This is a genomic window from Sulfitobacter sp. PM12, from assembly GCF_045586035.1.
Taxonomy (GTDB): domain Bacteria; phylum Pseudomonadota; class Alphaproteobacteria; order Rhodobacterales; family Rhodobacteraceae; genus Sulfitobacter; species Sulfitobacter pontiacus.
Genome location: NZ_CP151529.1, coordinates 2,867,284 through 2,879,520, shown reverse-complemented (window position 1 = coordinate 2,879,520; position 12,237 = coordinate 2,867,284). Strand labels below are relative to the sequence as shown.

Below are 12,237 nucleotides of genomic sequence, written 5' to 3'. Positions count from 1 at the left end.
CCAAGGCTGTATTATCAAGTATAACATAAAATGCTGCCTAATCGTTCCAATATGTTTGCAAAGTTGCATGACAGAGACACCGCACGCCGTGCTGGGGCGCTGCGCACCAAACAGTCGCTTGCCGCGTCTCGCGGCCTTGGCTAAACAATGAAGATGTCAGATGTAACCACCCCCGCCGATCCAGATTCTCGCAATTCGTCAGAGCCTTTGCGCCGTGCATTGGGCGACCGGTATCTGACCTATGCGCTGTCTACTATTATGCACCGCGCGCTGCCCGATGCGCGCGACGGGTTAAAGCCCGTTCACCGTCGGATTCTATTCGCGATGCGTGAACTGAGGCTTAACAGCACCGGGGGATTCCGGAAGTCGGCGAAAATTTCCGGCGACGTGATGGGGAACTATCACCCGCACGGCGACGCTGCGATTTACGATGCGATGGCGCGTCTCGCGCAAGATTTTAACGTGCGTTATCCGTTGGTTGACGGGCAGGGGAACTTTGGCAACATCGACGGGGATAACCCCGCTGCGAGCCGATATACCGAAGCGCGCATGACCGCCGTGGCCGAGGCCATGCTGGAAGGTCTGAATGAAAATGCTGTCGATTTTAGAGAGAATTACGACGGCACACTGACCGAGCCTGCGGTTCTGCCCGCGCAGTTCCCGAACCTTCTGGCAAACGGGTCGTCGGGTATCGCTGTTGGCATGGCCACCAACATCCCGCCGCATAATATCTCGGAACTGGTGGACGCCTGTATCCACCTGATCAAAACGCCCGATGCCCGCGACGATACCTTGCTTAAATACGTTCCCGGACCCGATTTTCCGACCGGCGGTATTATCGTTGAACCCCCTGAAAACATTGCGAATGCCTATCGTACGGGTAAGGGCGGTTTCCGTCTGCGCTGTCGGTGGGAAACAGAGGATCTGGGGCGCGGTGCTTGGCAAATTGTCATCACTGAAATTCCCTATCAGGTGCAGAAATCCAAGCTGATCGAAAAGATCGCAGAGCTTATTCAGACCAAGAAAATTCCGATTCTGGGCGATGTACGCGACGAATCGGCCGACGATATTCGCCTGATCATCGAGCCGCGTTCCAAGAACGTTGATCCCGAGGTCCTGATGGGGATGCTGTATCGCAGCTCTGATCTTGAGGTGCGATTTTCGTTGAACATGAACGTCTTGATTGACGGGGTGACACCTAAAGTATGTTCGATGAAGGAAGTGCTGCGCGCATTTCTTGATCATCGGCGCGAGGTGCTTCAGCGGCGCTCGACCCACCGGATGGAGAAGATCGACCACCGCCTAGAGGTCTTGGAAGGTTTTATCGTCGCGTTTCTTAACCTCGATCGCGTGATTGATATCATTCGCTATGACGAGGACCCGAAATCGGCGTTGATGGCCGAGGATTGGGGTAAGGATCACGTGCGCGCGATGGACGAGGCGAGCTATGTACCGCCAGCGCCCTCCGCTGAGAACTCGCTATCCGAAGTCCAAGCGGACGCGATTTTGAACATGCGCCTGCGGTCGTTGCGCCGGTTGGAAGAAATCGAATTGCTGCGCGAGCAATCCGCCTTGATGGAGGAGCGCTCGGGCCTCGAAGATCTGCTGGAAAATGAAGGTACCCAATGGGATACGATCATCGACCAGCTGCGCGAGACGAAAAAGCAGTTCGGCAAGGACTGGTCGCTGGACGGTAAGAACATCGGTCGTCGTAGAACGAGCTTTTCCGAAGCCGGCGTGATCGAGGAAGTCCCGCTGGAGGCGATGATCGACCGCGAACCGATTACAGTTGTCTGTTCGCAGATGGGCTGGATCCGTGCGATGACGGGACATATCGATCTGAACCGCGAGTTGAAGTTCAAGGATGGGGACGGACCCCGCTTTATTTTCCATGCAGAGACAACAGACAGGCTGCTGGTTTTCGGGTCGAACGGGCGCTTTTACACGGTGTCTGCATCGACCTTGCCCGGCGGGCGCGGCATGGGAGAGCCCTTGCGGTTGATGGTGGATCTGCCCAACGAAGTTCAAATTGTCGATATTTTGATCCACAAGGCGGGGCGCAAGCTCTTGGTGGCTTCCTCGGCCGGGGATGGATTTATCGTGCCGGAGGATGATGTTCTGGCGCAGACACGCAGCGGTAAACAGGTGCTGAACGTGCGCGGCGACGCGAAAGCAATGATTTGCGCGCCGGTAACCGGTGATGCGAATGCCGTTGCCGTTGTAGGCGAAAATCGCAAAGTCTTGGTGTTCGGCTTGGACGAACTTCCCGAAATGGGGCGCGGCAAAGGTGTGCGGCTGCAAAAATACAAAGACGGGGGCATGTCTGATGCGATCACGTTTAGCCGCGAGAACGGGCTAAGCTGGCAGGATCCGGCAGGACGGACCCGCACCGAAGCAGACCTGACCGAATGGACTGGCAAGCGCGCGACAGCGGGGCGCATGGCACCGCGTGGGTTCCCGCGTGACAACCGCTTCGGTTGATCGCAAACGACGTGAGTGACGCCGAGCTGTCATACCCCAGTGGTTCGGCACCCGCGATGTCGGTTCAATTCGTCGGGGGGCGCGGCGCGCTCTTTTGGTTGGCGTTCAAAACCGGTTTTCTCACGATTATGACGCTTGGGTTCTACCGGTTCTGGATGAAGACCCGTTTGCGGCGATGGTATTGGTCCGCAATCCGGCCGGGCGGGCATCCGATGGAATACGTCGGCGATCCGATTGAAAAGCTATTGGGCTTCTTCATCGCCGTTGTGATCCTCACCTTCTACATCGGAATCATTAATCTGATTCTGATGTTCGTCAGCTTCTCGGTGTTTTCGAGCGCGACCTTAGGGTACTTCGCAGCGGGATTCGGGGTTGTTCCTTTGTGGTTCTATGCCCGATATCGTGCGCGACGGTACGTCTTGGGACGGACGCGATGGCGCGGGGTGCGGTTTGGCCTTGATAAAGGCGCATGGGGGTATGTCTGGCGCGCTATGCTGCATTGGTTGGTCACCATTTTCTCGCTAGGGCTGCTTTGGCCACGTATGACTTTCCACCTTGAGAAATACACGACGGACCGCACCTATTTCGGATCGGCACAGCTGCATCAAGGGGGGCGTTGGGGCATGCTCTATCGTGCCGCGATTCCGTTTGCTTTGTTCACCTTGCTGCTTCTTGGTAGCGTGGCCCACGCGTACATATCTGCCGCGTCCCAGACTTTCGACACATCTGGCTTTGCCTCGAAGATGCTCGAAACGCTGGCTGACGGGCAAGGCGCACCATTTTCTATGCAAGGCGCTTGGTGGTTGCTCCTTTTCCCCGTGAGCCTGCTAGGCATGGTCTACGGTGCAGTGCACTATCGATTTGTTTCGAAAAGGCTAATGGCAAACCACAAGTCAGCGAATGGTATCGCCATAACGTCGAGGCTAAGCGCACCGCGTATCGCGTTTATCTACGTTTTCGGCAGCTTTATCGCATATTCGGTCCTCGTTCTGGGGGTGATTTTGCTAGTGTTAGGGGCATTTGTCGTGATTGGACCAAGCGCCTTTATGGGGTTTGATTTGGGGATCGACATTGAAACGCTTCCGATCCCGCGGGCTTTGGCGATCGTGGTGTTGGCGGGCTTTTACCTCTCGGTCTTTTTGATGTGGAACGTTTGCTACAACACATTCGTCACCTTTCCGTTAATGCGTCACATGGCCAAAACCTGTGCGCTTCCGCGGTATGACGGTTTGCAAAGCATCAGCCAATCGGGGCGGGATGACTTCGCCGAAGCCGAAGGGTTTGCAGAGGCGTTGGACCTGGGAGCCGCGATATGAGCGTCGGATTTAACGGCATGGGGGCGGCATACTTTGATGGTGATCGTCCGGTTGCCGAAGATGTCAGCCTGCATATTGCGAACGATAATCTGCAGATTGGACTGGATAGCGAAGATATTATTTTCTGGCGGCTTGGCGATATTCGGTTGGTGTCCGATCAGTCGCGTGGGAAAGACTATACCCTGCGCTCAGTTACAGATCCGGTGGCGCGGCTTATCGTTGCGGATAAGACGCTGCTACGACATCTTCCTGCCGCTCGCCGCCCTGCGCCGGCCCGAGGGCGACGCAGGTTGTTCGCTTGGGCAATCGCAGCTGTCGCGGCCGTTGTGCTTCAGATTACAGCGCTGGTGCCTTTTTTGGCGGACCGTTTGGCGAATTTCATCCCACCAGCAGGAGAGGCCGCCTTGGGTGAGGCGACATTGGGTCAAATCCGCAGGGCCTTGGACGAAAGCGGCATGCAGCCCCTCGCCATTTGCGACGGCTCGGCGGGCGAAGCGGCGCTCACCAGCATGATCACCGCGCTTAACGCGGGCGAGGGGGCAGTGCAGGATTTGAATGTCCTGGTGCTGGACCACCCGATGGTTAACGCTTTTGCGCTGCCCGGCGGGATTGTCGTGCTGTTCGACGGACTGATCCAACAAGCCCAGTCCCCGGATGAGGTCGCCGCTGTGTTGGCGCATGAAATTGGTCACGTTGTCAGTCGTGACCCCACACGCCATGCGTTGCGGTCCGCCGGATCGATTGGCGTGTTGGGGCTTTTGTTCGGTGACTTCGCAGGCGGTGCCGTGGTGTTGTTTCTGGCAGAGCGTTTGATCAGCGCGAACTATACCCAGCAGGCTGAAACAGAGGCAGACGCGTTCGGGCATAAACTTCTGGCGACTGCGGGCGTGTCTCCGAAAGCGATGGGGGCCATGTTCGAGCGCATGCGCCAGACCCAAGGCGAAGCGAACCCGTTGATGGCCCATTTCCTGAGCCATCCATCATTCGATGACCGCATCGCCGCAGCGCAAGATGCGGCGCGCGCGCAGTCTGAATACTCAGCTATTGTCGACGCGGACGCCTGGGGCGACTTGCGGCGGATTTGCGACTAGGCAGGCGTTGCGGTTAACCATACTCCGCCTTCGGGGCGAAGGGTCAGGATCATAACCGGTTCAGGGCTTTTCCCGGCGACCGGTGTGAAACGAAACCGCGAAAGCAAGGTCGCAAGGATGATCACCGCTTCTTGCTGCGCAAAGGACGCGCCGATGCAGATACGCGGGCCATCGCCAAAGGGCAGGTAGGCGTATCGGTCGATCGCTTTGCGATCTTTGAAACGGTCGGGATCGAAAACGTCGGGCTGATCCCAAAGCTGCTGATGGCGGCCAAGCGCGTAAATCGGCACCATGACAGTATCGCCGGGCCGAACTTCCCTGCCGCATAAGGTGTCGTTTCTCTGCGCGGTGCGTGAAATCACCCCCGCCGGCGGGTACAGGCGCAGGGTTTCGTCGATAATTTGGCGGATGTATGGTAGGTTTTCGACGTCTGCACCCGTCGCCGCGCGCCCCTGCAGCACGGTTTGCGCCTCGGCGCGGGCTTTCTGCTGCACGGCCTGATCAAAGCCCATCAGATAGAGCGCCCAAGACAGGGTAAGGGCCGTCGTCTCATGCCCTGCGACGATGAAGGTTAACAGATTGTCCCGTAGCTCGGCCGTATTCATCTGACGCTTGGTCTTGGGGTCGGTGCCATCAAGGAGAAGATCCAGGAGGTCCGGCGTATCGCTGGGCCCCCGTTCGGCCCGCGCATCTATCGCGCCGTCGGCAATGCGTTTCATGTCTTTCAGGGCACGGCCCGACATCGCCCGTCCTGGGCGCGGAAGCCAGTCTGGCAAGCCAAGAATATCGAAAAGGCTCAGTTTCCCGGCTTCTGCAATATAGTCGTCAATGGCGCGGTGCACGGCGTCGCGGTCAAATCCATCGCCGCCCGAGAATGTGACATCCGAGATGACGTCGAATGTCGACGTGACCATCTCGTCCAGCATATTGATGGCCCGCGGGCCAGCGGCGGCGATCCGGTCGGCCGACCTTTGCGCTGCTGCGGTCATGATGGGCGACAGGTTCAGCATATTGCGGTGCGAAAAGGCCGGTGCCACCGCGCGGCGTTGCCAGCGCCAATGCGCACCCTCTGCAATGAAAAGGGAGTCTCCGATCGCGGGGCGCAAAAGGTTTTTTGTCACCAAGGATTTGGGGTAGTCGTCAACCCGATCCAACAGCATCTCGCGGATGGCAGTCGGGTCCATAACCATGTGCCAACGCTTGCCCATTTTGCCCGAGACCATCGGCTGTTTGACAGCTATTTCAGGAATAATGCTAAGCACATTACGGCGCGCCATCGCAAGGCTGCGAAGCAGGCCTAGGGGTTGGTTAACCAAGGCCACGCGGGCGGGCAGGGGGCGATCCATGGCAATTATCCTTCATCAGACGGATATAGGTTAGCACGCCTCCCGGTGCGTGCCACTTTAGCAAACGTTGCACCCTATTCAGCCTTAGGGTATCGCAAAGGGCATAAATGCGCCGAGGAGGCATGAAATGGTTCGAATTTTATCAGCTTTGATCAGTATCGTGGTCCTTTCTGCGTGTAACGGGGCATCCGACCTCGACAAACCGGCGGTGCCTTTGGGTGACTTTAATCTATACCACAACATCGTTGTCGCGCCGAAGGTACAGAAACTGCCGATCAGCCGCGAAGTCAGTGAAGAGGTGCTGACGACGGCTGTCAAAGACGCCATTGCCGAACGTTTTGACCGCTATGATGGCGCGCGCAATTACCACTTTGGCGTCAGTGTCGAAGGCTATGTTCTTGCCCCTCCGGGTATTCCGCTTGTGCTTGCGCCCAAGTCGATCATGATCCTGAACCTTACCGTTTGGGACGACGCCGCGGGTAAGAAGCTTACGGACGAACCGCACCAGATCACCGTTTTCGAATCCCTTGATCAGGGGCCTATCGTCGGGTCTGGCTACACCAAGACTGCTGAAGAACAGCTTAAGAACCTCAGCCAGAATGCGGCAAAGTCGATCGAGACCTATTTGGTCAAGCAAAATAAGGCCGAAGGCTGGTTCGAACGCCCGGCGGACGCGGTCATCGAGCGCGCAGAAATCCCCTCTGCGCCGGCGGTAACAGCGAACTAGTGCGCATTTACATGAATTCTGCGGCGGTGTGAGGCGAACAGGTGCTTGATTTTATGCGCCAGACCCAATACATCGCCCGCCAGATAGGTTTGGGTCTGGGTTCAGGCCCTCATTAATATAAAGGGCTGCTCCATGGCTAAGGCAAAGTTTGAACGTAATAAACCACACGTTAACATCGGTACCATTGGTCACGTTGACCACGGCAAAACCACGTTGACCGCGGCGATCACCAAATACTTCGGCGACTTCCGCGCCTATGACCAGATTGACGGCGCGCCCGAAGAAAAAGCACGCGGCATCACCATCTCGACCGCACACGTTGAGTATGAGACCGAAGGCCGTCACTACGCCCACGTCGACTGCCCAGGCCACGCTGACTATGTGAAAAACATGATCACCGGTGCGGCGCAGATGGACGGCGCGATCCTGGTTGTGAACGCTGCTGATGGCCCCATGCCACAGACCCGCGAGCACATCCTGCTGGGCCGTCAGGTCGGCATCCCCGCCATGGTTGTCTACATGAACAAAGTAGACCAGGTGGACGATGAAGAGCTGCTGGAACTGGTTGAAATGGAAATCCGCGAACTGCTGTCTTCCTACGACTACCCAGGCGACGACATCCCTGTGATCCCAGGCTCCGCTCTGGCGGCGATGGAAGGCCGTGACGAGAACATCGGCGAAAACTCCATCCGCAAGCTGATGGAAGAAGTCGACAACTACATCCCGACACCAGAGCGCGCTGTTGACCAGCCGTTCCTGATGCCTGTGGAAGACGTCTTCTCGATCTCCGGTCGTGGTACCGTTGTGACCGGCCGTGTTGAGCGTGGCGTGATCAACGTTGGCGACGAAATCGAAATCGTTGGCATCCGCGACACCAAGAAAACCACATGTACCGGCGTTGAAATGTTCCGCAAACTGCTGGACCGTGGGGAAGCTGGCGACAACATCGGTGCCCTGCTGCGCGGTATCGACCGTGAAGGTGTTGAGCGTGGTCAGGTTCTGTGTAAGCCAGGTTCGGTTAAGCCGCACACCAAGTTCACAGCCGAAGCCTATATCCTCACCAAAGAAGAGGGTGGCCGTCACACGCCGTTCTTCGCGAACTACCGTCCACAGTTCTACTTCCGGACCACAGACGTCACCGGTACCGTTCAGCTGCCAGAAGGCACTGAAATGGTTATGCCTGGCGACAACCTGCAGTTCGACGTGGAACTGATCGCCCCCATCGCGATGGAAGACGGTCTGCGCTTCGCGATCCGCGAAGGCGGTCGTACCGTTGGCGCGGGCGTGGTTTCCAAAATCACCGAGTAAGCCAACCCGCGGGTCATCCCGCGCACCGGCGACAAGACGAAGGCCGCTCCCAATCGGGGCGGCCTTTTTCGTGGCTTGGAGGCGGGCGACATTATTCCTGCGCAATGCGTCTATCTGCCCTTGATCCCCCAGCGAATATCGACTACCTCACCACTCGGCATAGGGGTTTAGCTCAGTTGGTAGAGCATCGGTCTCCAAAACCGAGGGTCGTGGGTTCGAGTCCCTCAGCCCCTGCCAGTCTCAACACATGTGAGAACGCGCACTTTGGTGTACCAGCTTCGCCAGTAGGCGAGCTTGATATGAAGCCTTGAATTCAGCGCTTTTGACAGATACATCCCCACAATCGTTCGTATACAGGAAAACCGACATGGCCACAGTCAACCCGCTTCAGTTCATCCAGCAAGTGCGTTCCGAAGTATCCAAGGTCGTCTGGCCCACCCGTCGCGAGGTCATGCTCACCACGGTTATGGTGTTCATCCTTGCCGCGTTGACAGCGGTGTTCTTTGCGATTGTCGATATCCTCATCCGTGGCGGGTTGCAGTACATCCTGGCCGCCTTCGGCTGATCCAGGGGCGCGGCACCTTAAAACGCCGTGGCCCTCTTGAAACATGTGCGATTGCGGGCTATCCCGCAGACCTGATCAAGAGGGGCGTGCGGCGATTCGTGTTGCGCGCCGATTTTTTGTTCATCGCCGGCATGCTGCGACAGGCTGGTTTTTACGAGAATTAGATGTGGCCGTTGCTGCATCACAAGACAGGGACCAAGTTCAGATGGCGAAAAGATGGTATTCGGTCAGTGTTTTGTCGAACTTCGAAAAGAAGATTGCCGAGCAAATCCGCACCACGGTCGCCGAGCAAGAGCTTGAGGACCAAATCGACGAAGTGCTGGTCCCCACCGAAGAGGTGATCGAGGTCCGGCGCGGCAAGAAAGTCACGACAGAGCGTCGCTTTATGCCCGGCTATGTGCTGGTTCATATGGAGATGTCCGATCGCGGGTATCACCTGATCAACTCGATCAACCGCGTCACCGGTTTCCTAGGCCCGCAGGGCCGTCCGATGCCGATGCGTGACGCCGAGGTCACCGCGATCCTGGGCCGCGTCCAAGAGGGCGAAGAAGCACCACGCACGCTGATCCACTTCGAAGTGGGTGAGAAGGTCAAAGTGGCGGACGGCCCGTTCGAAGACTTCGACGGTATGATCGAAGAGGTCGACGACGAGAACCAGCGCCTCAAGGTGTCGGTGTCGATCTTTGGCCGGGAAACACCGGTCGAATTGGAATTCACTCAGGTCAACAAGCAGGTCTGAGCGATTGGCGGGGCGACCCGCCATACGGTGGCAACACCGTTCGTTTGTGGGAGGGGACAGCGGCGCGCCGCCCAACCGCACCACGCTAGCAAGCGGCCACATCGCGATGTGGTTGTATAGGGTGAACGAAAGTTCACCGACATTAAAAGGAGAAGGCCAATGGCCAAGAAACTCGTCGGTACGATGAAGTTGCAAGTTAAAGCGGGTCAAGCGAACCCATCCCCACCCGTCGGCCCCGCATTGGGTCAGCGCGGGATCAACATCATGGAATTCTGCAAGGCGTTCAACGCCAAGACAGCGGACATGGAGCCAGGTGCCCCTTGCCCGACCGTGATCAGCTACTATCAGGACAAGTCCTTCACCATGGACATCAAGACGCCTCCTGCGTCCTACTACCTGAAGAAAGCTGCCAAGGTTAACTCCGGCGCGAAAACACCAAGCCGCGAGACCGTCGGCACCGTGACCACCAAGCAACTGCGCGAAATCGCAGAAGCCAAAATGGCCGACCTGAGCGCTGTGGATGTTGAATCCGCGATGAAAATCATTCTGGGCTCTGCCCGCTCTATGGGCATCGAGGTTAAGTAAGATGGCAAAACTCGGAAAACGCACCCGCGCCGCACGCGAAGCATTCGTAGGCAAAGAAGATCTGACCGTTGAAGAAGCAGTCGCCCTGATCAAAGCCAACGCAACCGCGAAATTTGACGAAACCATCGAAATCGCGATGAACCTCGGTGTTGACCCCCGTCACGCCGACCAAATGGTTCGCGGTGTTGTCGGCCTGCCAAACGGCACCGGCAAATCCGTTCGCGTTGCTGTATTCGCCCGTGGCCCCAAGGCTGACGAAGCACAAGCAGCAGGTGCCGACATCGTTGGTGCCGAAGACCTGATGGAAGCTGTCCAAGGGGGCAAGATCGACTTTGATCGCTGCATCGCGACACCTGACATGATGCCCATCGTTGGTCGTCTTGGTAAGGTTCTCGGCCCACGTAACCTGATGCCAAACCCAAAAGTCGGCACAGTTACAATGGACATCAAAGAAGCTGTTGAAGCTGCTAAAGGCGGTCAGGTTCAGTTCAAAGCTGAAAAAGGCGGCGTTGTGCATGCTGGCATCGGCAAACTGTCCTTTGACGAAGCCAAGCTGGTTGAAAACGTACGTGCCTTCGTTGGCGCTGTGTCCAAAGCCAAGCCTACCGGTTCCAAGGGTGCCTACATGAAAAAGATCGCGCTGAGCTCCACAATGGGCCCAGGTGTGACTGTAGAAGTCGACAACGCTGTAACCGAGTAAGGTCCAGCGATAGGCGCAGTCCTGCGCCTGCTATCAGATCCCCGCATTGGTCATCCGATGCGGGGATTTTTTATGCGCAAACCGGCCGGATAAACCCGGTCTGACGGCGTTTGAAACAGATTAGCCTAAACTCGGCGCAAGAAAGTCGAGTTTCCCCTTGGCATTCCGCGCTGCATTCCCTAAGAAGCCCTCGATTCACTATGCATCGCATGGTGAGTCTTCTGTCCGAGACGAAGGGTGGCGCAAGCCTTAATTCCTTTCTGAGATGGGAGATGCAAGAATTACCGTTCGCGTAAGCGTGGGGCTATTTTGGCTTATTCCCGTAAAATGGACCAAGACTGTTCGCGTAAGCGGACTTAATTGAGCCGGGGGGTAACCCCCAGATTTGGAGTGAAACTGTGGATAGAGCCCAGAAAGAACAGTTGGTCGAAGAGCTCGGCCAAATCTTCGAAAGCTCTGGCGTCGTTGTGGTAAGCCACTACGTCGGCCTGACAGTTGCTGATATGCAGGACCTTCGTGCGCGCGCTCGCGCTGCGGGCGGGGCCGTGCGTGTTGCCAAAAACAGGCTCGCCAAAATTGCCCTAGACGGAAAGCCGTGCGAAAGCATTGCAGATCTCCTGACGGGTATGACCGTTCTGACCTATTCCGAAGACCCCGTGGCAGCTGCCAAGGTCGCTCAGGAATTCGCTAAAGAGAATCAAAAGTTTGTCATTCTCGGCGGCGCAATGGGTGAGAACGCACTGGATGTCGCCGGTGTTGAAGCCGTGTCCAAGATGCCTTCGCGGGAGGAGCTTATCTCCACCATCGCGGGTATGCTGGGCGCACCTGCTTCCAACATCGCCGGGGCCATTGGCGCACCTGCAAGCAACATCGCTTCCATCTTGTCCACCATCGAGGACAAGGCGGCTGCGTAAAGCAATATCGTCAAGCTGGCGCAGGGTTGAACACTCGCGTTGGAACACACATATCGTTAACGGAAAGAGCTAAACATGGCTGATCTGAAAAAACTGGCAGAAGACATCGTTGGTCTGACACTGCTGGAAGCACAAGAACTGAAAACCATCCTCAAAGACGAGTATGGCATCGAGCCCGCAGCTGGCGGCGCAGTGATGATGGCTGGCCCTGCCGATGCAGGCGCGGCTGCTGAAGAGAAAACTGAATTCGACGTCGTTCTGAAGAACGCCGGCGCATCCAAAATCAACGTGATCAAAGAAGTTCGCGGCATCACCGGTCTGGGCCTGAAAGAAGCCAAAGATCTGGTTGAAGCTGGCGGCAAGATCAAAGAAGGCATCGACAAAGCCGAAGCCGAAGACATCAAAGCCAAGCTGGAAGCAGCTGGCGCAGAGATCGAACTGGCCTAAGCCATTAGATCTGGGTGC

Annotated in this window: 12 protein-coding genes and 1 tRNA gene; 12 read left to right on the top strand and 1 reads right to left on the bottom strand. The window is 57.0% G+C overall.

What is annotated here, in order from left to right:
* The first annotated feature begins 153 nt into the window (after positions 1-153).
* From AADW22_RS14165 to AADW22_RS14155, 3 genes are read left to right on the top strand one after another with little or no spacing between them, the layout of a single operon-like run.
* A complete protein-coding gene (locus AADW22_RS14165; RefSeq protein WP_407473937.1) occupies positions 154-2,481 on the top strand; it encodes a DNA topoisomerase IV subunit A in 2,328 nt (775 codons plus the stop codon).
* Between the two features lie 56 nt (positions 2,482-2,537).
* Positions 2,538-3,797 (top strand): DUF898 family protein, encoded by a 1,260-nt coding sequence (locus AADW22_RS14160; protein ID WP_407473936.1) that lies wholly within the window; start codon positions 2,538-2,540, stop codon positions 3,795-3,797.
* On the top strand, positions 3,794-4,888 hold the full coding sequence (locus AADW22_RS14155) for a M48 family metallopeptidase (protein ID WP_306285145.1): 1,095 nt from the start codon (positions 3,794-3,796) through the stop codon (positions 4,886-4,888). Before AADW22_RS14160 ends, AADW22_RS14155 begins: the two co-directional genes overlap by 4 nt.
* Here the strand turns inward: AADW22_RS14155 and AADW22_RS14150 are convergent.
* Positions 4,885-6,234, bottom strand: coding sequence for a cytochrome P450 (locus AADW22_RS14150; protein ID WP_407473935.1), 1,350 nt, complete (start codon positions 6,232-6,234; stop codon positions 4,885-4,887). The two genes, AADW22_RS14155 and AADW22_RS14150, sit on opposite strands and share 4 nt — an antisense overlap.
* 127 nt (positions 6,235-6,361) lie before the next feature.
* Between AADW22_RS14150 and AADW22_RS14145 the strand changes: the two genes are divergently transcribed.
* From AADW22_RS14145 to rplL, 9 genes are all read left to right on the top strand, one after another.
* Entirely contained in the window at positions 6,362-6,961 is a 600-nt protein-coding gene (locus AADW22_RS14145; RefSeq protein WP_407473934.1) for a hypothetical protein, read from the top strand.
* 132 nt (positions 6,962-7,093) lie between these two features.
* On the top strand, positions 7,094-8,269 hold the full coding sequence (tuf, locus tag AADW22_RS14140) for an elongation factor Tu (RefSeq protein WP_005849852.1): 1,176 nt from the start codon (positions 7,094-7,096) through the stop codon (positions 8,267-8,269).
* Positions 8,270-8,430: 161 nt separating this feature from the next.
* A tRNA-Trp gene (locus tag AADW22_RS14135) sits at positions 8,431-8,506 on the top strand.
* Between the two features lie 130 nt (positions 8,507-8,636).
* Positions 8,637-8,834 (top strand): preprotein translocase subunit SecE, encoded by a 198-nt coding sequence (gene secE / locus AADW22_RS14130; protein ID WP_005849880.1) that lies wholly within the window; start codon positions 8,637-8,639, stop codon positions 8,832-8,834.
* 205 nt (positions 8,835-9,039) lie between these two features.
* Positions 9,040-9,573, top strand: a complete 534-nt coding sequence (gene nusG / locus AADW22_RS14125) for a transcription termination/antitermination protein NusG (RefSeq protein WP_005849878.1) — start codon at positions 9,040-9,042, stop codon at positions 9,571-9,573.
* 159 nt (positions 9,574-9,732) lie between these two features.
* The gene (gene rplK / locus AADW22_RS14120) at positions 9,733-10,158 is read left to right on the top strand and encodes a 50S ribosomal protein L11 (protein ID WP_005849876.1); all 426 of its coding nucleotides are present in this window, start codon (positions 9,733-9,735) and stop codon (positions 10,156-10,158) included.
* A 1-nt stretch (position 10,159) separates the two neighbouring features.
* On the top strand, positions 10,160-10,858 hold the full coding sequence (gene rplA, locus AADW22_RS14115) for a 50S ribosomal protein L1 (RefSeq protein WP_005849875.1): 699 nt from the start codon (positions 10,160-10,162) through the stop codon (positions 10,856-10,858).
* A 398-nt stretch (positions 10,859-11,256) separates the two neighbouring features.
* Entirely contained in the window at positions 11,257-11,772 is a 516-nt protein-coding gene (gene rplJ, locus AADW22_RS14110; protein ID WP_037941629.1) for a 50S ribosomal protein L10, read from the top strand.
* A 75-nt stretch (positions 11,773-11,847) separates the two neighbouring features.
* Entirely contained in the window at positions 11,848-12,219 is a 372-nt protein-coding gene (gene rplL, locus AADW22_RS14105) for a 50S ribosomal protein L7/L12 (protein WP_005849872.1), read from the top strand.
* The last annotated feature ends 18 nt before the right edge of the window (positions 12,220-12,237 follow it).